The sequence below is a fragment of the uncultured Amphritea sp. genome, assembly GCF_937127095.1.
GTDB lineage: Bacteria > Pseudomonadota > Gammaproteobacteria > Pseudomonadales > Balneatricaceae > Amphritea.
In genome coordinates this window covers 71,287-95,300 of record NZ_CAKZLP010000085.1, presented here as the reverse complement: position 1 = coordinate 95,300, position 24,014 = coordinate 71,287, and the positions used below count along the sequence as shown (strand labels likewise).

The following is a 24,014-nucleotide window of genomic DNA, read 5'->3' as shown; positions in this document are numbered from 1 at the left end:
CTTTCCAATTTCACAGCAAACCATGTGCCATTAGCTAAGTTCACAGGTATTTTCTCGCAGATTATACCGACCCAGCTTTTCCACCAGTGAACGACGGGAAACACCCAATGCATCGGCTGTACGGGTCTGGTTGCCGTTATGACGTTGCAGGTGACGGGCGATTACCCGGGCTTCCAGCCGCCCCATGATATCTTTCAGGCTGGCGCCGGTATCCAGTTCCTGCTCTAACGGAGTAACCGGAACCTCATGGGCTTCATATCCAGTCAGATGTTGAGGTTCTATCACGCCATCCTTGTCTGCCAGTAACACCGCCCGCTCGACGATGTTACGTAGCTCGCGGATATTTCCCGGCAGTGGCAGACTCAGGATCAGGTCGAACACCTGAGGCTTTATGCCGCTGATAGGTTTGCCATACTGGCTTGAAAACTGACAGATGAAATGGTGCACCAATGCCGGAATATCATCCCGACGTTCTCTCAAAGGTGGCAGTTCGATTGGAAAAACATTGAGGCGGTAAAACAGATCCTCCCGGAAACGACCCTGCTCTATCAGTTTTGGCAGATCCTGGTGGGTTGCCGCCAGCACCCGGATATTCACAGGAATACTTTCCAGTGAACCCAGTGGTCTGACTTCCCGTTCCTGCAGCACCCGCAATATTTTGGCCTGAAGCTTAAGTGGCATATCGCCTATCTCGTCCAGGAACAGAGTGCCTCCCTCTGCGGCTTCAATCAGACCTTTTTTGTGGTTGGTCGCACCACTAAACGCGCCTTTGCGGTAACCAAAAAGTTCGCTTTCAAGCAGGTCTTCCGGCAAGGCAGCACAGTTTTGCGCGATAAACGGCCCGTCACGATGAGGCCCGTTACGATGAACACACGCTGCGATCAACTCTTTACCGGTCCCGGTTTCGCCCTGAATCAACGCGGTAGCCGTTGAGTCTGCAATCTTTTCAATCAGGCTGAACACTTTCTTCATCGCTGCCGACTGACCGATTATCTCATCGACCATCAGCTTACCGCTCATGCGGTTACGTAACTCTTCGTTTTCGATCTGCAGCACCTGATTGGTTTCATCCAGCTGCACTATCAGGTTTCGGTTTTCAGTCAGTAAGCGGGTATTTTCTGCCACCACAACGGCCTGAACAGCAAAGGCCCGGACAAAGGCTTCCAGTTTTGTCGGAAACGCTTCCACTTCACCCTTTTCGCTTACCCGGCGATTAAACAGCTGCATCACCCCCAGACTAACACCTTCATAGTCCGTCAGCGGAATGACCATCAGCGAACGGGTGCGGATGCCGCTGAGACGATCCCGATGGTACAGGTCGTCAAAATTAAAACCGCTGTAAGTGTAGACATCGCTGATATTAACAATCTGCCCTGAAAGGGCTGTATATGCAGTAATCGCTTCCATATTTGGCCGACGATCCGGCCTCAGATCGACTTTATGCAGTGGCACAACACTGTTCTGCAGATAGTCTCCCTGAATAACTTCCGGGTGCAGATAACGCTTGGTTCTATCAAGAATGTATATGCACCCGGCTTCAGCCGCAGTGAGTTTCCGGGCTGCCGTGAGAATTTTATCCAGCAGCAGATGCAGATCTTTCTCCCGGGTGATACTGAGATTGATCTGTACCAGCTCTTCTAACGCCAGCAGGGAATCTTCGATACTCTGTTCAATCATCTGCGGACACTACAGTATCGTCGGCTGCAGCAACTGTTGGCATTTGCGGGGCGATTTCAACCATTTGGAGATCATAGTCATTGCCAAATGTCAGACGGAAGCCCCCGGTATCATCGATATCAAGCAACAGGCTGGTGTAACGGGTTTCATCCGCCATCCGTTCTAACACTTCAGTAGCGATCTGCGGCAGCAGAGTGCCATTGAGAATATGATCGATGTTCCGGGCCCCGGTTTCCACTTCAGTACAGCGCAGCGCAATGGTCTCAACTACCTGATCACTGTAGTGCAGTGCCAGCTTCTGACTGCTGGCTAAACGTTGCACCAGCTTATTCAGCTTGATACGGACAATATCGCCCATCACTTCGGCGGCGATCGGGTAGAACGGAACAATCTGCATCCGTGCCAGTAATGCCGGTTTGAAATGCGCGCTGAGCACCGGACGAATCGCTTCGATTAAGGCCTCTTTAGAGGGGCGTTCACCATCGGCACACATATCCGTAATGATATCGGTCGCCAGGTTTGAGGTGAGGAAAACGATGGTATTGCGGAAATTCACCAGTTGACCTTCACCATCAGACAACATCCCTTTATCGAACACCTGATAGAACAGGTTCAGGACTTCCAGGTCAGCTTTTTCCACTTCATCCAGCAATACGACCGAGTAGGGTTTTTGCCGAACCGCTTCGGTTAGTAATCCGCCTTCGCCATAACCGACATAGCCGGGTGGTGATCCGATCAGGCGAGAAACGGAATGTTTCTCCTGGAATTCAGACATGTTAATTGAGGTGAGGAAGCGCTCACCGCCAAACAGCTGGTCGGCAACCCCGATAGCGGCTTCAGTTTTACCGACACCGCTGGGGCCGACAAACAGGAAAACCCCCATCGGCGTTTCCGGATTATTGACGCCTGCTTTTGCTGCGCGGACACCCTGATCAATCGCATCAATGGCGTGGTTCTGTCCTTTTATCCTACGCTGTAACTGGTTGTTGAAGCTCAGAACACTCTGCGCTTCATCACGCACCATTTTACCCAGCGGGATTCCCGTCCAGTCGGCAATAACGCGCCCGACTACGTCCGGCGACACTTCATAATGAATCAGTGGATTGTCCTGTTGCAGGGCATTCAGTGCCGCGACTCTGTCACTGATATCCTGACGCAGTGACTGTTCAGCACCTTCTTGTTCAGAGCCGTCCAGTTCAGAGCCTTCCAGTTCGACACTTTTCTCTTCAGAGCCGTCCTCTTCTCCATCACCCGTCTGTTCCCTATGCTGAGCAAGTGACTGACGTAACTGCACGATACTGTTGACCAGTTCCTGTTCTGATTGCCACTGAATCATCAGTATTTCCAGTTCAGCCTGATGATTACTAATCTGCTGCTCTAACGCAGTTAACTGCCCCTCATCTGCCAAAACATCACTGGATATATCACGCGATAGCGCCTGCAACTCACGTTCCAGCGTTTGTATCATGCGCTCGAGATCATCAATCGCATCAGGCTTGGCGGTAATACTAATCTTCACCCGCGCAGCAGCGGTATCGAGAACATCCACCGCTTTGTCCGGTAGCTGGCGGCCGGAGATATAACGGGACGACAGCCTGGCAGCGGCCTCAACCGCATCATCTCTGACATAGACACCGTGGGCAGATTCATAAGTCTGACGCAGACCCCGAATAATAATGACCGCCTGCTCAACCGTAGGCTCATCCAGCTTCACCAGCTGGAAACGCCGTGCCAGTGCCGGGTCTTTCTCGAAATACTTTTTATATTCGGACCAGGTTGTCGCGGCAACGGTGCGTAGTTCCCCTCTGGCCAGCGCAGGCTTCAGAAGGTTTGCCGCATCGCCACTGCCGGCGGCACCGCCAGCACCAATCAGGGTATGCGCTTCATCGATAAACAGAATGATCGGTTTAGGCGATGATTTAATCGCATTAATCACACCATTGAGACGATTTTCAAACTCACCTTTAACGCTGGCGCCAGCTTGTAACAAACCAAGATCCAGGCCATAAAGTTCAACGCCCATCAGTACATCAGGGACATCGCCCTGAGCAATTTTCAGCGCTAAGCCTTCAACCACTGCGCTTTTACCTACACCGGCATCACCGACACAGATCGGGTTGTTCTTGCGCCGCCGTCCCAAAATGTCGATCATCTGGCGAATTTCAACATCGCGGCAGAAAACCGGGTCGATGTCGCCAGACCGGGCTTTAGCGGTAATATTGGTACAGTATTTTTCCAGAATGCTCAGATCAGCGTCAGCAACCGCACTGGCAACAGCACCTTTCGAGGCATGACGAACCTCACAAGAGCCTTCCGTCACTGCCTGATAGTGTGTTTTAAGATCATCGTAGGGAACTGCATTGAGATCATCAACATAGCTGGCCATTCCATGACGCCGCTGATTGGCCAGTATCGCCATAACCAGATGTCCGCTACGAACTTCAGGGGCAGCCAGTTCCAGAGAGGCAATCAACCAGGCATCTTCCAGCAGCCCCACTAATGTCTGAGAAAAGACGGGCTTACCCTGATTACCTTTTTTATCCAGTTCGATGCTGTGCTGAATGCGTTTGACAAAATTAACCACATTGATGTCGTAGTGCACCAGAATCCGCGCCAGATCATTTTCCTCTTCAAGCAGCTTCATCAGATAGTGGTCAACACTAACCTCATACCCGGCCTGCGAAACACAGAGCCCTGCGGCAGCCTCAAGCGCTCGGGTGCAGTTGCTGTTAAGCCGCTCAACCAATGATTTAAGCTGAATCTTTTCCATCTTTAACGTCCCTGTTGCAGTTCAGTACTCTAACGTCTGAACCAGTTAACCAATACCATGCAGTATTACATTGCGATCATCGGAATGCGGATTCCCAAGCCAGCCAGACCAGCCAAGATAGCAACTACCCTCGCTTCCCAGTCGTGATTCAGGCACCTGATCGCCCTGTAAAACCAGTTCAATATCAAAGCAGAGTTGTTCTGGCATTAGCATCAGAATCATCTCTTTCAGGGCTGCATAATGCTTCCCACTGGGCAGAAAGTGCGCAAAATGTGAATGCACCATCGGCCCTAACTGCACTATAAACTTACTATTAAAATCTTTTACCCGGCTACCCAGGGTAATGTCTTCGCCCAACAGACTCGGCCCCAGGCCTAAGCGATTCTTTTGTTCATCCGGAACCAACGCCCAGCGTTCAACATGTTCAATAATCTGCACCGGTACATTATTGAAATAACCGCTGACAACTTGACGCAGGACGCTGGCAGAATTCCCCTGCATCGCGATCAAACCGGAAAACCCAAGCAACCGTGGCCAGTTGATTGCGGACTCTTCCCGGGATGCCTTTTCAGGTGCGCCCATCAGAGCAAACAGCCACTCTGAAAAATCATCCCCGGCGCCCGGCTGATATTGCAAAGCGGGCCTGTATTTATGCCAGATACGGTATAAAAACGCCGTCAGCCGATGATTAAACAGATCAAGAAAGTCCCGCTGGCGGGATGTTGGCAGTTCAAAAACCTGTATGACTAACTGCCCGTTTCTGAAACTCATCTGTTCTGTCGGGCTCAACAGCTCGTGTAAGCTCTCGCCACTGCGCAACTGTTCCAGCTCATCATTACTCAGAGACCGGACACTGAGAACTCCCGCGCGAATTTGCTGCTTATATTCAGCAGCCCGAAGCACCATATTGGAGATATCCAACCGATGATCCCGCAGCGCTCTGATCTGCTGTTCAGACGTCAGGAAGTATTCAATTAGCTCCTGATTCTCAATCTGCATCTGTTCGGCAATGATCGATTCAGTGACATGTGCAGGCATCGGCGATGCCGGCCCATACAAGCCAATAAAATTATTCTGCAGCTCCAACTGACCTTGTCGGTTAATGCCTGCATGCTGAATATCACTCGCCGGAAATGCCAGACTTGGATGGCCTTTAAAGCGTATCGCTTCTTTCGCTACCGGCCCCTGATACCCAACGCGTGCTCCCTCATGTAATGATTCCAGCAGATTCACCGCTTTGAAAAACTCAAAGCTATGGGCGGTCCGCTGCAATTCATTACTTAGAGTAAGAAATGCTGACCGCTCTGAATCTGCCATCGATAGATCTCTCCGTTATCCAGCCCTTCGACTTCCAGCTCATGGTGAGCATTGATATTTGCGTACTGGCTAAAAAAACCGTTCAGCACAGAGGCAAACAAAAACATGGTGCTCTCACCCTGAATACCTTTCGCCCCAAACTTACTCTCTCTCAGCTGCAGCTTAGTCTGCAGGGTTCTCACGGGCACACCTTTTATGATCCGGTCGCGGGTCTCAGTGGAAATACTCTGAATACCTTCAAGCATCTGCTGACTGGCACGCTCGGCCTGACGATCAAAAAAAGCGCGAAAATCATAACAGGCCAGCAGCGTTCGCAATGAATCCAACCTTGATAATGACCGATAGTGCAGCGCCATCTGGGAGATCAGTTGCCAATGCAAACCGTCCCGCAATGGTGGCTGCAGCGCATTTGTCACCCGGGTAATATTGCGAAATGAAGCGAACTCGACCGAGTCTGCCGTTGGATAAATAATATCTCCGGCGCGTAAAACCTCAGGCAACTTCCGGTTGGTACAGGTCAATTCCAGCGAGATCGTCTCCGTCGGGGGAACCGTATCCCGACTATCAACATGCACAAAGCTGATAAAACTGTCGAGACCACTCTGTAAGGTCGACAAACGACGTTTCAATGAAAAAAATACCTGCTTATCGTTGCTGTCACTGCGGATCTCATGGTCAAAGCTTTCAAAGGCCGGATAATGATAGCGCTTACTCTGGCCGCGCAAGCTTCCACTAACATGGTCGATAGAGAAGAGCTCTATATGCTCCTGCTTCTCATGACTGGGACGAACCATATATTCTTGCCGACGATGATCAACCCGTATCGGGTCTGCATCCGCACTGAACAGATTGATAATCGGAGTGCAGTACAGCCGAATATGCCCCTTCTGAAGTCGCAGCTGCGAATCGAACTTACGATTAAACGTAAACTTAAGGCTGAACGACTCAATCATCGGCACCTGCAGATGCTCGCCCAGGTTATTGATATCAACAAAGAGAAACTTTTCCGGAAGACTGAAATATTCCTGCAGCAAGCGATAACCATTAAATGAACGATTCGTATAGGGTAACAATGCTTCATCATCCGCAAACCCCACCGGAGTAATCGCCTTCGTTCCCAGTTGAATCCGCGTTTGCTGACCGGAGCGCAACTGCACACAGAGTTCCAGCTTATCCAGATAACGAAACAGCCAGAGATAAAGCCCCTGACTAATATGCATCTCACGGTCCCCATGCAGGAACAGGCGCAACTTATCCAGCCCCAGGTTTTCTGAAGCGGCGCCGGGTTCAAGCTGAAAATCCAGCGTCAGAGAGGCCCCATCACTCTGGTTCGTAGAACTCAGTTGGTGAAGCTCGATCGGGTAGATATCCACATCGTAGCAACTACGAAATCGACAGCTGGTGTTTTCCACCTCAACCGACTGTACCGCTTCGCCCCGAGGAATCCGCTTACCTTCAATCAGCGCATTTTCAATTGGCTTAAACTCCAGCACACTCATTGATGGCAGTGGGCGAAGATAGTGAGGCCAGAGTAATCCCAGCAGAGCATGGGTGACTTCCGGCAGCTCATCATCCAGTTTCTGCCGCAACCGCCCGGTCAGAAATGACACACCTTCGAAAAGACGCTCAACATCCGGGTCATTCCCCTCTTCTGAGAGAAACTTGGATAATCCAGGGTTCTGGCGAGAGAACTCCGCACCCATGTCCCGTAGATATGAAAGTTCATCCTGGTAGTACTTATTAAACGCCATGTTAACCGACTACCTTACACAGGCCGTCATTCGCCATCATCGTTTGAAATCTCACCCGCACGGGACTTTCTGGTATCGCCATATGCGCATTAATTTCGAAGCGTAAGTCGAGTGGATTATCATCATTTTGCAGATAACGAACTCTGACCCGATCAAGACGAGGCTCATATTTTTCCAGCGCCAGCTTGATCGCTTTACGCATCTCGGTCACGGCTTTCATATAACCGCTACTCATATCCAGATCATTGAAGTCAGGTAGTCCATAGTCATCAAGAGCCGTCACACTGCCCTGGCGTACATTGAACATATTCTGCATGTGCATCTGTACCGACTCACGCAACTTATCTTCATTAACATCCAGTGACAGCTTGGCCCCCTCATCCCCCAGCGCTACGCGCTGCAGAAGGGTGTAGTGCAACATACCTGTATTCCTTACCGCCCTCTCACGAGAGCGGTTTTCTCAAGTACCGTTAATCGATCAGGACTTATCCAGCTTGCCCACCAGGGACAAGGTGAAATCAGCACCCATATACTTGAAATGTGGACGGACATGTAACGCCACTTTATAGAAACCCGGTTCACCTTCGACGTCAGAAACTTCGATAGAGGCTTCTCGCAAGGGACGTTTACTGCGCACATCAGCACTTGCTCCATCCTGATTGGCAACAAACTGACGGATCCAGACATTCAGTTCCTCTTCCAGATCGTTGCGCTCTTTCCAGCTACCGATATTTTCACGCTGCAGAACTTTAATGTAATGCGCCAGGCGGTTTACGATAAACATATAAGGCAGCTGCGTGCTCAGCTTATAGTTCATTTCAGCCTGTTTACCCTCTTTGCTCACGCCAAAGAATTTAGGCTTCTGGACTGAGTTAGCAGAGAAGAATGCTGCGTTATCGCTGCCTTTACGGAAGGTCAACGGAATAAAGCCCGCTTCCGCAAGTTCAAACTCCCGACGGTCTGATACCAGCACCTCTGTCGGAATCTTAGTTTCAATCTGCCCCATCGCTTCGTAGTGATGTAACGGCAGGTCATCTACCGCACCACCGCTTTGAGGTCCGATAATATTTGGACACCAGCGATATTTAGAGAAGCTCTCGGTTAAGCGGGTGGCAAATGAAAACGATGTATTGCCCCAGAGATAGTTTTTATGATCGCCAGAGATACTTTCATTATATTTAAACGCTTTTACCGGATTATCACGCTCATCATAGGGTAGACGCAGCAGGAAGCGAGGCATGGTCAGGCCAATACTACGGGCATCTTCGGTTTCACGGAAAGAGCGCCATTTAGCGTATTGAGGCCCTTCGAAAATGGATGCGATATCGTTCAGGTTTGGCAGTTTCTGGATATCATCCACGCCAAAAAACTCTGGCGCAGCCGCCGCAATGAAAGGCGCATGAGACATAGTGGCAACACTGGCAACGTTCTGCAGTAAGCTGATATCGGGCGCACTGTGATCGAACTCATAGTTGGCAATCATCGCACTAACCGGTTGACCGCCGTGCTGACCAAACTCTGCTGTATACACCTTCTTATACAGACCTGTTTCGGTAATATCTGACGCATCTTCAAAATCCATTATCAGATCATCTTTAGAAACATTTAACAGCTGAATCTGGTTGTTTTCGCGGAACTCTGTGCGATCTACAACGAACTTAAGACCACGCCAGGCGGACTCAAGCTTCTGAAAAGAGTCATTATGGATTATTTGATCCACCTGCAAGCTCAGTTTCTCATCGATAGATGCAATCATCTCATCGACCAGTTGCTTACGAATCCGTTCGCTTTTTTCTCCGGTCTTCAGAATCTCTGCAATAAAGGCCTGGACACCTTTTGATGCGACATCATAGGCTTCGTCGCCGGTTTTCATATTGGTCTGTTGCATGATCTGATCAAGCAACGAGCCGTCACTGGTTAACTCTACAGCGGCCTGAGCGGCTATCTGTTCCTGTTCTGACATAGTTCAATCCCTTACTTCGTGTTCACCGTTATGCTTCAGTGACGCAGTTACTATTCTTCGATACCCAGCTCAGCCATCAGCTTCTTACGGGAATCATCATCACCCAACAATTCTTCTATCTGCTTGCGGAACGCCGGTACGTTACCAAGCGGCCCTTTAAGAAATGAGAGTGCTTCACGTAGTTCAAGAAGTTTCGCCAACTCAGGGACCTGCTTAACAACAGACTCTGGCTCAAAATCACGCAGACTGTTAAATGACAAATTTGCTGAAATTTCTGCATCTTCCTCACCGGAGAGTTTGTCAGGTACCGTCATCTGCACACTCAAACGCTGATTAGCCATCACATCAGAGAAGTTTTCTTTGTTCACATCAATCAGGTCCCGATCCTGCAGATCATCCTCTTCTTCCCGAAGCGTATAATCACCCAGCATCACAATCTTGTTTGGCAGTTCAATGTCTTGCTTGCCATCGCCCGTCGCCGCTTTATAGACGATATTGATACGTTCCTTCGGTGCCACTGATCCATCTTTAGCCATGAGTTTTCATCCCTCTTAAAATTTATAGAGCCAGCGCGCTCAATGGATCCATCAGGCACAGGGCCATTCTCAGCTGATCCACTTCGTCCTGCTGTTCCTTGGTATATTTCTGCTTTACTTGTTTCTGACTGTGGCCGCTTAGCAGTAGTTTTATTACATTCAGATAGAGCTCAGGTTCCCACCTCTCCAGGCCTTTCGCCTGCAGCATTTGATGCAGCATTTTCAGCTGTGACATAGCCACGTCCAGATGGCCCGCATCAAAACAGAACTGAGCTTGTTGTAGCTGCCAAAAACAACGCTGTCGCTCACCATTCGCATGAGCAGCACCATCACTTAATAGCTTTAATCCTTCGTCGAAACGCCCTTTCAGTGCAGCCTGTTGGGCTTCTCCATAGGCAGAAATCCATTGCGGAGCATCTACCCGCGGAGAATCAGAACTATCGCTTGCGCCGGTTATACTCAGCTCACTTTCAATCCATGACTGAGTCAACGGATCAACGAATCCTTCACCATTTGCAAACTTACTCTTACTGAATTCAGGAAAACGTGCCAGCAAATGACTGACATTGTGGACAACCGTTTCGGCAGCATCCGGTGCTGACAGTTCCTGTAATGCCCGGCACACCATGCGATGCAGCCCTAGCCAGAAAATAGCGCCACCGGCATAACTTTTTTCACACTCCTGAATCAATACCTGCCAGTTACCAGCTTGTTCCAGAGCCTGCAGTTCCTGAATCCGGCTATCTGAAGGAATTTTCGGCAGAACACCGCTGGCAGGAAGTTTTTCCAGAATCATCCAGGTACTGGAACGCAGGAGATGGTATGGGTATGGGTCAGTAATGCGTTGCTCGCGCAACAACTGGCAGATCTTATCGACAGTTCGGTTATTGGTGGTCAACGCTTTTTCGATATCTGCAGTTGAGGCCACCGATTGAGCCTGTGCTTTAATCGGCGCGACCGGTTGCGCTTGCACATTGCTTTGAGTGGCCGGTTGCTTCTGGGCGCGCTCAGCTGTCGCCATAGCCGATGTTGATACTGAGGGATTTGCACTATCAAGCGGCTTTTCAACTGAATCAACGGGTTCGGCTGACGGCGCTTTTCTCTGTTCAGCCAAAATATAGTCTGCGTCCTGACAGAAACGATTAAGCTGATTTTTGAACTCAAACAGGAAAGGAGCATCATCACCAAGACGCTCATTAATCGCTAGTTCCAGGCGCTTATACTGTTCACCACACAGAATAACATCACTGGCAGTAGCGGCCGTTACTTGAAACTCAGATAAGGGGCGTTCCAGCTTTTTTACCAGCCATTCAAACGCTGCTGCGCGTAACTTGTTTGGTTTTTTTGCCCGGGTTGGAAAAATATTGTCCCAGTAATCGGCCTCAAGCATCGATGCCAACAATGCCACTCCATTTACCAGCCCGGCAAAACCATTTCTAAAATACAGAGCAACGCTGAGGCGGCTGGCAACCCTGAGATCTTTAGAGTGTTCACGCAGAATTGTTTCGCCAAGCACCTGAACACGGGTCCAGTCGATCGGCTGAATATCAATCCCTTCACCCTTTTTGATCTCGTCATCCAGCTCGCTATAAATATCCTCATGCTGAATATCTCTGCCAGTTCGCTCAGGCGCACTGATCGGCGAAGTTGCGAGCTTTTCTGCCCAGTCTTGCTCCATGATTCCCATAACCGACTCAGCTATTCACCAAGTTGGAGTTAAACAGAGCGGAAAAACGAGCCAGGGAAGCCAGGTGCAGATAGATGAGTTCCAGCGCCCCCGACTGATGAAGCTCTTGCACATCAGCTTGATCCAGCTGCTTCAGACGTTCCCGATTAACAACAAAAAAGCCATCCAGCTTGCGCCCTTTCTTTGCCCCCTCAGGAATAAACGTCGCTTCTGTCGACTCAAGCAGATCCAGCTCAACTAGTTTTTCAGTGAAAAGTTTGTTACGCCTGAAATCCAGTTCAAACTGTTGCAGAAACTGGCTGGTCTTTTGTAAATACTCAGTCTGACTTTTATCTTGATTGAACAGTGCGTCTCCACGCCCTTCCCGATTACAGCCAGTATAGGTTTCATCAATACAAACCGTCAGGCTTTTGCTCTGTTCTGAGACAGAAGCAACCGTGAAGGGATAGCGACGGACATAGGCAGGCAGATAAGGGACCAGCCACTTACCACTCTCATCTACGAATAGATTTTGCCCGGCTTCTGTACCGACCACAGAAACAGGGGTATACCCGGTATCCGATTTTATGAAAACAATGGGGTAATGAGATAGCAACTGACTAAATTCAGAAACACCAACAGGAATTACGTTGGCTGATTCGGCAAAACGGTAATCATTTGCCTCAATATTCAGATCAGTGTGTGCGGTAGAGCTGACTGCAGTGAGTCGCTTATAAAACATCGGAAGCATTTCAAAGTCCTTTTTAAATAGTTGCCTATCCCTGGGCATATCGTTAACCGGCAGCGATCATATCACGCTGTGGCACGGTTAATGTAAACACAGTATCGTATTTTTGCCAGAGATCAAAGAGTTGTTTAAATTTTTCTCCCTGACGAATATATCCGACAGATGTACGTCCCTCTTTGATATACGCAAATATGTCATCTTTCTGGTCTTCTGGAAGCATTATTCCATCGCTATTAACGTCAAAGATAATAACAAATTCGTTAAACAGCGCCTCATCTGCACCGAATAGATAGTTGAGAAAATCAACCATACTGGAGGATAAAACGGTATCAGTCAGAGCCGAGCGAAACAGAACAGAGGAACCGCTGGTATTCAGCCGAACAGCCAACAAACTTGCCTGGGTGGTAATGAAAGCGTTATCACCCACTAAGTTCAGGGTAGAAGTAGAATAATCACCATTGATTCCCGTAAAGTCAAAATCAATCGGATTAGTCGATGTACCAATGTTCTGCCCTGCCTTAACCTCAAGGTGAAGGTTATTCTCAACTTCCAGAGTCAGGCCGGTATCCGTAGTGATACTCCCCAGCTCAGAGATCAGCGCCAAATCATTTGCCCCACCCTTCGCGATATGCAGACTATCATCCTCGATCACAGAAACCTTCTTGGCCCTATCCTGATCCAGGCCGGATACAGCAAGCGAACCAAAACGGGTTACCTCAGTGGTACCCCAGCTACCCAAGTCAATCTCATCATTAGCCCTGAATGTCGCTAATCCTGCGACAGAAACATGACCATTATCATAAATATTATCGTCCGACGTAACCGTCAGATCTTCTGACGTGTTGATACTATTAAGAACAACATTGTTGCTGTCTCTTAGTGATGCATTTCTAGCTGTGATCTCAACAGTAGAGAAATCATTAAGCTTGCTCATCAACATGACATCACTCGCGGTATCAACTAACAGATTACCCAAGATAGATATTCCATTGCTGCCTGATATATCTCCATTCGAAACCAATGACACATCACCATCGACACTGACATTCTGCAGACTAAAGCCAGAAAACGAATGAATATCGAGCTGAGTCAGAGCCGTATTTAAGCCGATATCACCGGTTAAAAACCGGTCAGTTGAGACCGTTAAGGCATATCCACCATCCACTGATCCAACTGAAATATCGGAGCCTGATAAGGTAATATCAGTATTCATATGTACCGCACCTGTAAACGACTGAGCGGCCGCAGTTGTTACATTACCAAACAACTCAGTGTTACCCGCAACCGTTAGGTTTTGTGCATTAACCTCTGACCCGAATACTACATCGGCACCCAACGTTGCGTTTTGTAAATCGACAGCACCGTTGAATGTTGCAATCCCCCTAACTGAGAGGTTCTGTATAACGACTGTGCTGTTGAAATCGGCTATGCCATCAATAGCCACACTATGATTTCCGCTCATAGCACCAGCACTCATGACCGAACCTTTCATATCAACATCATTAACAAGGCGAACTGCACCGTTATAGGTCTGTTCTGCAACAGTAGTGACGTCGGCTCCGAGATCAGTTGTGCCCGTGATGTCGAGGCTTTCTGCGGTAACGGTATCACCGATAACGCTGTTGCCTCCCACACTGATCGCTTTAGCATCGACCGTAGATGCAAGGTCAGCATCACCACTAACGGTCAGATCATTCACGGCTACTTCACCGTTCAGGTCAGCAGCGCCAGTTATGCTCAGGTTATGCGCACCGGTTACCGCATTAGTGGTGACGCTGGTGCCGGTCAGCAATACATCATTCGTCAGAGTGACCGCACCGCTATAGGTTTGTGTACCGAGAGTGGTGATATCGGCAGCAACAATACTGGTGCCGATGATGTTCAGGCTATCCGCCCTCAGCAGATCATTGATAATGCTGTTACCCGTAATACTGACCGCGTTAGCATCGACCGTAGATGCAAAGTCTGCATTACCACTCACGGAGAGATCATTCACGGCGATTGCACCATTCAGATCGGCATCCCCTTTAATCGACAGATTCTGAGCACCGGTAACGGCATTGGTTGTTACGGTAGTCCCCGTCAGGATGACATCCTTCTTCAGGGTGATAGCACCGTTATAGGACTGTGCGCCGAGAGTGGTGACATCGGCACCCAGGTCTGACGTGCCAGTGATATCCAGACTCGCTGCCGTCACCAGATCGGCAGTGGTGGTGTTCCCCGCTATACGTACCGCACGAGCCTGAACCGTCGATCCGAAGTTTGCGTCACCGCCCACAGAGAGATCATTTACAGACACAGCACCGTTCAGATTCCCACTGCCCGTAACAATCAGGTTATGCGAGCCAGTCACAGATTGAGCGGTTACATCACCGCTCAGAGAGACATCATTGCTCAGACTCAGACCGCTCATATAGGTCTGTATACCAGCGTAGATATCGACCCCCAGGTCGGTTGCCTGCATAAAGACAACGTCGTTCAACCGCTCATCGCCCCCCACATCGCCAGACAGATTGACCACCGCATCCAGCACCAAACGGTGATTGCCATTAACGGTGCTGTCAAAGTTAACCGTCGTCGCTGACAGCCCTATATCATTCGTCAGGGTCACCGCACCGCCATAGGTCTGTTCTGCGACCGTAGTGACGTCGGCTCCGAGATCAGTTGAGCCAGCAACAGTAAGACTTTCTGCGGTAACGGTATCGCCGATAACGCTGTTGCCACCCACTCTGATCGCTTTAGCATCGACCGTAGATGCAAAGTCAGCATCACCACTCACAGACAGATCATTAACTGATACCGCTCCGTTAAGATCTGCATCGCCAGTTACGCTCAGGTTATGCGCACCGGTTACCGCATTAGCAGTGACACTGGTACCGGTGAGCAGCACATCATTTGTCAGGCTGACCGCACCGCTAAAGGTTTGTGTTCCAAGGGTAGTAATATCGGCAGCCACAACACTGGTGCCGTTGATGTTCAGGCTATCCGCCCTCAGCAGATCATTGATAATGCTGTTACCATCAATACTGATCGCGTTAGCATCGACCATCGATGCAAAGTCTGCATCACCGCTCACAGACAGATCATTCACGGCGATTGCTCCGTTCAGATCGGCATCCCCTTCAATCGACAGATTCTGAGCACCGGTAACGGCATTGGTTGTTACGGCAGTCCCCGTCAGGATGACATCCTTCTTCAGGGTGATAGCACCGTTGTAGGCCTGTGAACCAGAAGTGGCAACATCGGCACCCAGGTCTGACGTGCCGGTGATATCGAGACTGACTGCCGTGACCAGATCGGCAGATGTCGTGTTCCCCGCTATGCGTACTGCACGAGCCTGAACCGTCGATCCAAAGTTTGCGTCACCGCCCACAGAGAGATCATTTACCGACACAGCACCGTTCAGAGTTCCACTACCCGTAACGATCAGGTTATGCGAGCCAGTCACTGATTGAGCGGTTACATCACCGCTCAGAGAGACATCATTGCTCAGACTCAGACCGCTCATGTAGCTCTGTATGCCGGCATAGATATCAACCCCCAGATCAGTTGCCTGAGTAAAGACAACTTCACTCAACTGCTCATTGCCACCCACATCGCCTGACAGATTCACCACCGCATCCAGCAACAGACGATGATTGCCATCAACGGTGCTACCAAAGTTAACGTCCGTGGCTGACAGCGCTACATCATTTGTCAAGGTCACTGCGCCACTATAAGTCTGTGCCGCAACAGTGGTGACGTCGGCTCCGAGATCTGTTGTGCCTGTGATGTCCAGGCTTTCTGCGGTAACGGTATCACCGATAACGCTGTTGCCACCCACTCTGATCGCGTTAGCATTAACCGTAGAAGCAAAGTCGGCATTACCACTGACGGACAGATCATTCACTGATACCGCTCCGTTCAGGTCAGCAGCGCCGGTTACGCTCAGGTTATGCGCACCGGTTACCGCATTAGCGGTGACGCTGGTGCCGGTCAGCATTACATCATGCGTCAGAGTGACCGCACCGCTATAGGTTTGTGTACCTAGAGTGGTGACATCGGCTGCAATATCACTGGTGCCGGTGATATTCAGACTATCCGCCGTCAGCAGATCATTGATAATACTGTCACCCGCAATACTGACCGCGTTAGCATCGACCATTGCCGCAAATTCTGCATTACCATTCACGGACAGATCATTCACGGCGATTGCACCGTTCAGATCAGCATTGCCCAAAATCGATAGGTTATGAGCTCCGATAACGGTATTCGTTGTTACGGCACCCGTCAGGATGACATCCTTCTTCAGGGTGATAGCACCGTTATAGGTCTGTGCGCCAGAAGTGGTAACATCTGCACCCAGGTCTGACGTGCCAGTAATATCCAGACTGGCTGCCGTGACCAGATCGGCAGTGGTGGTGTTCCCCACTATACGTACCGCACGAGCCTGAACCGTCGATCCAAAGTTTGCATCACCACTCACAGAGAGGTCATTTACAGACACTGCGCCGTTCAGAGTCCCACTACCCGTAACAATCAGGTTATGTGGACCGGTCACAGATTGAGCGGTTATATCACCGGTCAGGATCACATCATTGCTCAGACTCAGACCACTCATATAGCGCTGTATGCCAGCGTAGACATCGCCCCCAAGATCGGCAGCCTGCGTAAAGACAACCTCACTCAGCTGCACATTGCCACCCACATCGCCTGACAGATTAGCAACCGCATCCAGCACCAAACGGTGATTGCCATCAACGGTGCTTTCAAAGTTAATTTCTGTCGCAGACAGCGCGACATCATTCGTCAGCGTTACCCCGCCACTATAGGTCTGTGCCGCTACCGTAGTGACGTCGGCTCCCAGGTCAGTTGTGCCAGCAACCATAAGGCTTTCGGCGGTAACGGTATCACCGATAACGCTGTTGCCACCCACACTGATCGCTTTAGCATCGACCGTAGATGCAAAGTCTGCATCACCACTGATGGACAGATCATTAACTGATACCGCTCCGTTAAGGTTCGCAGCGCCGGTTACGCTCAGGTTATGCCCACCGGTTACCGCATTAGCGGTGATGCTGGTGCAGGTCAGTGTCACATCGTTCGTCAGGGTAACCGCACCGCTGTAGGTTTGTGTGCCGAGAGTAATTACGTCGGCTGCAATATCACTGCTACCGTTGATATTCAGGCTATCCGCCGTCAGCAGATCATTGATAATGCCATTACCTACAATTCTGACCGCATTAGCGTCGACCGTCGATGCAAAGTCGGTATTACCACTCACCGACAGATCATTCACGGCGATTGCACCGTTCAGATCGGCATCACCGTTTACGCTCAGGTTATACGCACCGGTTACCGCATTAGCGGTGATGCTGGTGCCGGACAGTATCACATCATTCGTTAGGGTAATCGCGCCGCTATAGGTTTGTGTGCCAAGAGTAGTTATATCGGCTGCAACAATACTGGTGCCGGTGATATTCAGGCTATCCGCCGTCAGCAGATCATTGATAATGCTGTTACCCGCAATTCTGACCGCTTTAGCATCGACCGTAGATGCAAAGTCTGCATCACCATTCACAGACAGATCATTTACGGCTATTACTCCGTTCAGATCGGCATCACCGGTTATGCTCAGGTTATGAGCCCCGGTTACCGCATTAGCCGTGACGCTGGTGCCGGTTAGCATCGCATCATGTGTCAGATTTACGCTACCGGTATAGGTCTGCGCTCCGAGAGTGGTGATATCGGCTGCGATATTACTGGTGCCGTTCACGGCCAGGCTTTCGGCGTTTATTCCCCCTCTGATGACCGTGTTGCCACCCAGGGTAATAACGTTGGCATCTACGGTTGCTCCAAACGCTGCATCACCTCTCACGGATAGATCATTGACCGACATAACGCCGCTAAAGTCAGCATCACCATTGATTACAAGATTATGCGCACCGATCACTGATTGTGCAGTTATATCTCCGTTGAGAGTGGCATCCTGACTCAGGGTAAGATCGCTCAAGTAAGTCTGTACCCCGGCATAGAGATTCCCCGCCAGCCCGGTCGCTTTTGTAAAAACAACTTCGTTTAGCTGTTCCCTTCCACCCACATCTGCCGACATATTAACAACTGCATCCAGCACCAGACGGTGGTTACCGTCCACTGTGCTGTTAAAGTTGATCGCTGTCGCTGACAAGGCGGCATCATTGGTCAGCGTAACAGCTCCGCCATAGGTCTGCGAAGCCAGCGTATTGATATCCGCACCGAGCTGAGTTTCTCCTGTAATGCTCAGGCTATCTGCCGTCACCGTATCCATGATCGAAGAGTTACCTCCAATACTAATGTCTCCGGCATCGACCGTTGAGGCAAAGGCAGCATCGCCACTGATTGTAAGATCATTAACCGACACTGACCCACGTTGATCGGTATTCCCTGTTATCACCAGGTCATGGGCACCGTTTATACTGTTTGCATTGATCGCTGTACCCGTGAGGTTAACAGCCTTATTCAGCATCAAGGCTCCGCTGTAGGTCTGGGTACCTATGGTGGAAACATCTGCTGCCAGATCACTTGTCCCGCCAACTATCAGACTATCGGCCGTAACTGTATCCACAAAGATGGTATTACCACCTATAGTGACGGCCCCGGCATCAACCGTTGACCCAAACCGGCCATCCCCCGTCACCGAAAGATCGTTGATAGTCACAGTCTCACTCAGATCGGCAGTGCCATTGACGGTTAAATTATGCAAACCACTGACTGACTGCGCTAAGACCTCTCCGGTGAGCAGAACATCGTGGCTCAGATTCAAATCACTCAGGTAGGTTTGTCTATCAGCATAAATATTCCCAGCCAGGTCAGCGGCCTTCATAAAGACAATTTCACTGAGCTGCTGATTTGCGCCTATGCTGCCTCCCTGATTGACATCGGCATTGAGATATAGGCGATGATTACCATCAACGGTACTTCTAAAATTCACAGTCGTTGCGGTAAGCCTACTATCACCTGTCAGTGAGACAGCACCACCATATACCTGCCCCGCTGTGGTCGAAATATCAGTGCCAAGATCAGTTGCCCCGATAACATGTAAACTTCCCACTGAAATGGTGTCATTCAGATTAGCATTACCCGAAACAATCAGATTGAAAGGGCCAGTTATTGACTGAGCGTTAAGATCACCGGTGAGGGTGACATTGTCGGTTAACGTCAAGCTATTCATAAAGACCTGAGATCCGGCATCAATATCAACGCCGAGAGTTGAACCCTGGACAAACAGAACCTTATTCAAAGACTCTGTGGCACCGATATCTTGGGCCAGATTAACAACCAACGCATCCAGAACTAATGCGTGAGCACCATCAATCGAGTCACTGAAATTCAGGACTGTACCGGTGAGTGCAGCATCATTCGTCAGGGTTACAGGACCGATATAGGTCTGATCAACAGCGGTTGTGACATCAGCTCCCAGACTAACAGGCCCGGTTAGATAGATATTACGGGTATCAACAGCACCATCAATGACTGCGGTGCCATCTACTCTAAAGTTATACGTGCCACTGACACCATTAGTGGTTACCGTTGAGCCGGTCAACACCACATCATGGCCCAGCGACATAGCACCACCGTAGTTCTGGATGCCACTGGTATGCACATCGGCTAAGAGGCTGCTGCTACCCTGCACATCCAGACTATTGAGAGCAACTGAACGATTCAGATTGGCATTACCCGCAACAGTCAGATTGAACGGACCGGTTACTGACTGTGCCGCCACATCTCCGGTCAGAGTGACATTATCCGTTAGCGTCAGACTGTCCATAAAGGTCTGAATGTCTGCAATGATATCAACGGCCAGAGTTGTTGCCTGATCAAAGACGATCTCATTCAGGGACTGCGTTGTGCCAATATCCCGGACCAGATTAACCGTAGCAGCATCCAGTTCCAGTCGATGACCACCATCGAGGCTATTGCTGAAGTTTAACGCTGTACCCGTCAGCACCGCGTCCTTTGTCAGAGTAACGGCCCCTGTATAAGTTTGATCAGCGACAGTGGTGACATCTGCACTCAGATCCGTTGTCCCGCTGATTGCCAGACTATCAGCAGTAATCACATCCCCAATAACCGCGTCACCACCAATGCTGACAGCACTGGCATCAATAGTAGAGGCAAAGCTTGCATTATTACTGATCGACAGATTATTGACCGACACCGCTCCTTTCAAATCGGCAGTGCCTGTCACCGTCAGGTTTTGGGCTCCTGTGACGTCATTGGTAGTGATCGTTGTGCCAGCCAATACGACATCCTGTGTCAGGCTCACAGCACCTGTATAGGTTTGATCAGCGTCGGTGGAAACATTTGCGCTTAGGTCGGTGGTGCCGGTGATTGCCAGGCTGTCAGCAGTTACCGATTCGCGAATAACCGCATTACCACCGATGCTGACAACACCGGCATCAACCGTGGAATTAAAGACTGCATTATGATTGATTGATAGATCATTGACCGATACCGCTCCGTTCAGATCGGCATTGCCTGTCACTGTCAGATTATACGGCCCCGTTATTCCTTGCGCCGTCACATCACCGTTTAGGGTGACACTGTCAGTTAACGTCAGACTATCCATAAAGGTCTGAATGTCGGCGGTGATATCAACGGCCAGAGTTGCTGTGTGATCAAAGACGATCTCACTCAGGGACTGCGTTGCACCGATATCCCATGCCAGATTAACCGTAGCAGCATCCAGTTCCAGTCGATGACCACCATCAATGCTATTGCTGAAGTTTAACGCTGTACCCGTCAGTACCGTATCCTTTTTCAGAGTAACGGCACCTGTATAGGTTTGATCAGCGACAGTGGTGACATTTGCGCCCAGCTCCGTTGTCCCGCTGATTACCAGGCTATCAACAGTCACTGCATCGCTAATAACTGCATCACCACCAATGCTGACAGCACTGGCATCAATAGTAGAGGCGAAGCTTGCATTATTACTGATCGAGAGATCATTGACCGATACCGCTCCTTTCAGATCGGCACTGCCTGTCACTGTCAGGTCCTGGTTTCCAGTGATCTCGTTGGCAGTGATCGTTGTGCCTGCAAGTATCACATCCTGTACCAGGCTCACAGCGCCGGTATAGGTCTGATCGCCGGAGGTGGTAACATTGGCACCCAGATCGGTGGTGCCGGTGATTGCCAGACTATCGGCATTCACAGTATCGTTAATCTTGGCATTGCCACCAATAACAACGCTCCCAGCATCAACCGTGGAACCAAAGGTGGCATCGGAAAAGACGTTCAGGTCGTTGATTGCAACGGCGCCCTCGCTATTCAATGTGCCTGTAACAAGCAGATTCTGCGAGCCACTGATCGATTTGGTCGTTACATCGCCGGTCAGGGTGACGTTGTTACCCAGTGTCAGGCTGTCCATAAAGGTCTGGATGCCAGCGGTGATGTTCACGCCCAGCGTCGCCGCGTTATCAAACACCACTTCGGTCAGGGCGGTCGTGCCACCGACAGTGCCCAGCAGTTGAACCCCGTCGGCATTCAGCTCGAGTCGCTGGGCACCGTCCACGGTATTGTTGAGGTTGATCGTACTTCCTGCACCTGTGGCGGTTAGTACCGCATCCCCGGTCAGCGTCACGGCGCTGGTATAGGTCTGATCGCCTACGGTGGTAACATTGGCACCCAGATCGGTGGTGCCGGTGATTGCCAGACTGTCGGTATTCACTACCGCGTTAATGACCGCATTGCCTCTAACTAGGACACTGCTGGCATCAACCGTCGAGGCGAAGCTAGCATTATTACTGATCGACAGGTCATTGACCGATACCGCTCCTTGCAGATCGGCACTGCCTGTCACTGTCAGGTTTTGGGTTCCAGTAACTTCGTTGGACGTGATCGTTGTACCTGCCAGTATCACATCCTGTGTCAGAGTCACGGCGCCGGTATAGATCTGTTCGCCTGCGGTGGTGACATCTGCTCCAAGCATAATCTGGGCTGGAACATCAAGATTATCTGGGGTTGCATCTTCCGATCCGGCAATAAAACTCAGATCACCACTACCAATATTGCTGATGCTGGCATTGATATGAATATCATCGCCGGCTTCTAAAGTAAGACTATTAGATGCATTAAGATTTACAACTGAATCTACAGAAATATCATCATGGGCCTGTAACTTAAGATCGGCCGTTGATAACAGTTGGATGATTGTGTCGTTATCGATAACACTTTCAGTTCCGCCAAACTCAAAGTCTTCACTAATAACTCCTGCGGCTATCGAATCTCTCCCATCATCAGCGACAATGGTCAGGTTGTCAGGATCCAGTAGTAACTGACCATTATTGCCAGTTTCAGCACTCAGATCAGCATTACCGGTAAAACTCAAAGAGCGCTTACCCGAGACTTCCGCAAAACCACCATTACCCGATGGGCCTTTACCACGGGCACTGATACTACCCATATAACGGGTACTGTTATCAGCCCAGACAATAACCCGACCACCATCGCCATTACCGGTAGCATCCGCTTTGATTGCAACGCCGGATCCTACGAAGGTATCGGATGCGTTAGTAATCTCCGGGTTCTTACCCTGAAAATCGCCGCCGATGCGAACATTGCCTCCTCCCGATTTACCGGAAGCATCGATAAGCGCATTATCTGTCAGGGCAACGCGATCCCCCAGGACATCGACGTCTCCGCCATTGCCATCAGCAGAGGTAGCAACCAGGCTCCCGCTGTTAATAGTATCGCCACCGGTACCCAGAAGACGGATAACACCCCCTTCATTACTGACTTTGCCAGCACGAATGACTCCGCTATTATTAACAACACGGGTGAACACATCCCGAGCAGCTTTTGCCGTTAAAAATACTTCTCCGCCATTCGCTTGAATCAGACCACTATTGACGACGGCATCACCTGAGCCTGAAGCAATCTCTTCATCAATGCGTAATTGCAGCAAACCATCACCATCAAAATCGATGGTTACAGCACTGCCTGAGGCGAGTTCAACATGACCTTTCTCTGCGACAATCACGCCCTGGTTGTCAACCTGACCGGCAACCAAAGCAACTGAACCCCCGGTAGCCGCCTGAATTAACCCTTTATTAACAATAACCCCCGTACTGCCGTTGGCATCCAGAATAAGCTGCCCGGTCTGAAACGCAGCATCATCAACGTCAAGGGTTGTGGCAACGAAGGAGTTAACATCCACTTGAGAGTTCGGGCCAAAGACCATCCCGTTACGGTTTTGTAAAACCATCAGTTTCAGGTTTGCATTCCCTTCAATTCGTCCCTGAATATCGGAAGCTTTTACATCCTGTATTTTATACAGAACAGATGAACCAGATAGCTGTGCGTTATGCTGCAGCAGTTCATTACCGACGAGATCCAGCCGTGAAACAGTAGCAACCATCACCTTACTGTTCTGGGTAACGATATTGGTGCTAGAGTCCGGCCTTGCGATACTCCCGGAGCCGGAAGAAACGTTGAAATTCTCGACGGCTGCATGTGCTCCGTTGAACAACATAAAGGAGCCAGCCCCTGTCGCACCAATCGCTTTAATGACTTGTACAAGCGGTTTCAGTTTCCATTCCATGGAGCATATCCCTTTAACGTTTCAAC

The 24,014-nt window shown here is 50.0% G+C and carries 10 protein-coding genes; all 10 read right to left on the bottom strand.

Features of this window, described 5'->3' with window-relative positions:
- Positions 1–30: 30 nt before the first annotated feature.
- Genes Q0499_RS22635 through Q0499_RS22590 form a run of 10 tightly spaced genes read right to left on the bottom strand, consistent with a single transcriptional unit; the run spans position 31 to position 23,988 of the window.
- Positions 31–1,677, bottom strand: a complete 1,647-nt coding sequence (locus Q0499_RS22635) for a sigma 54-interacting transcriptional regulator (RefSeq protein WP_299204958.1) — start codon at positions 1,675–1,677, stop codon at positions 31–33.
- Positions 1,670–4,447, bottom strand: a complete 2,778-nt coding sequence (gene tssH / locus Q0499_RS22630) for a type VI secretion system ATPase TssH (RefSeq protein ID WP_299204955.1) — start codon at positions 4,445–4,447, stop codon at positions 1,670–1,672. The genes Q0499_RS22635 and tssH overlap by 8 nt, the downstream gene beginning before the upstream one ends.
- Positions 4,448–4,492: 45 nt before the next feature.
- Positions 4,493–5,764 (bottom strand): type VI secretion system baseplate subunit TssG, encoded by a 1,272-nt coding sequence (tssG, locus tag Q0499_RS22625; RefSeq protein WP_299204952.1) that lies wholly within the window; start codon positions 5,762–5,764, stop codon positions 4,493–4,495.
- Complete coding sequence (gene tssF, locus Q0499_RS22620) at positions 5,728–7,515, bottom strand: type VI secretion system baseplate subunit TssF (RefSeq protein WP_299204949.1); 1,788 nt, start codon at positions 7,513–7,515, stop codon at positions 5,728–5,730. The genes tssG and tssF overlap by 37 nt, the downstream gene beginning before the upstream one ends.
- A 1-nt stretch (position 7,516) precedes the next feature.
- Positions 7,517–7,936, bottom strand: coding sequence for a type VI secretion system baseplate subunit TssE (tssE, locus tag Q0499_RS22615; protein WP_299204946.1), 420 nt, complete (start codon positions 7,934–7,936; stop codon positions 7,517–7,519).
- A 57-nt stretch (positions 7,937–7,993) separates the two neighbouring features.
- Complete coding sequence (gene tssC / locus Q0499_RS22610) at positions 7,994–9,478, bottom strand: type VI secretion system contractile sheath large subunit (protein WP_299204943.1); 1,485 nt, start codon at positions 9,476–9,478, stop codon at positions 7,994–7,996.
- A 50-nt stretch (positions 9,479–9,528) separates the two neighbouring features.
- Positions 9,529–10,014, bottom strand: coding sequence for a type VI secretion system contractile sheath small subunit (tssB, locus tag Q0499_RS22605; protein WP_299204940.1), 486 nt, complete (start codon positions 10,012–10,014; stop codon positions 9,529–9,531).
- Positions 10,015–10,036: 22 nt separating this feature from the next.
- Positions 10,037–11,701 (bottom strand): type VI secretion system protein TssA, encoded by a 1,665-nt coding sequence (tssA, locus tag Q0499_RS22600; protein ID WP_299204937.1) that lies wholly within the window; start codon positions 11,699–11,701, stop codon positions 10,037–10,039.
- Between the two features lie 7 nt (positions 11,702–11,708).
- Entirely contained in the window at positions 11,709–12,431 is a 723-nt protein-coding gene (locus tag Q0499_RS22595) for a SapC family protein (RefSeq protein WP_299204934.1), read from the bottom strand.
- A gap of 43 nt (positions 12,432–12,474) precedes the next feature.
- A complete protein-coding gene (locus tag Q0499_RS22590) occupies positions 12,475–23,988 on the bottom strand; it encodes a filamentous hemagglutinin N-terminal domain-containing protein (RefSeq protein ID WP_299204931.1) in 11,514 nt (3,837 codons plus the stop codon).
- Between the last annotated feature and the right edge of the window lie 26 nt (positions 23,989–24,014).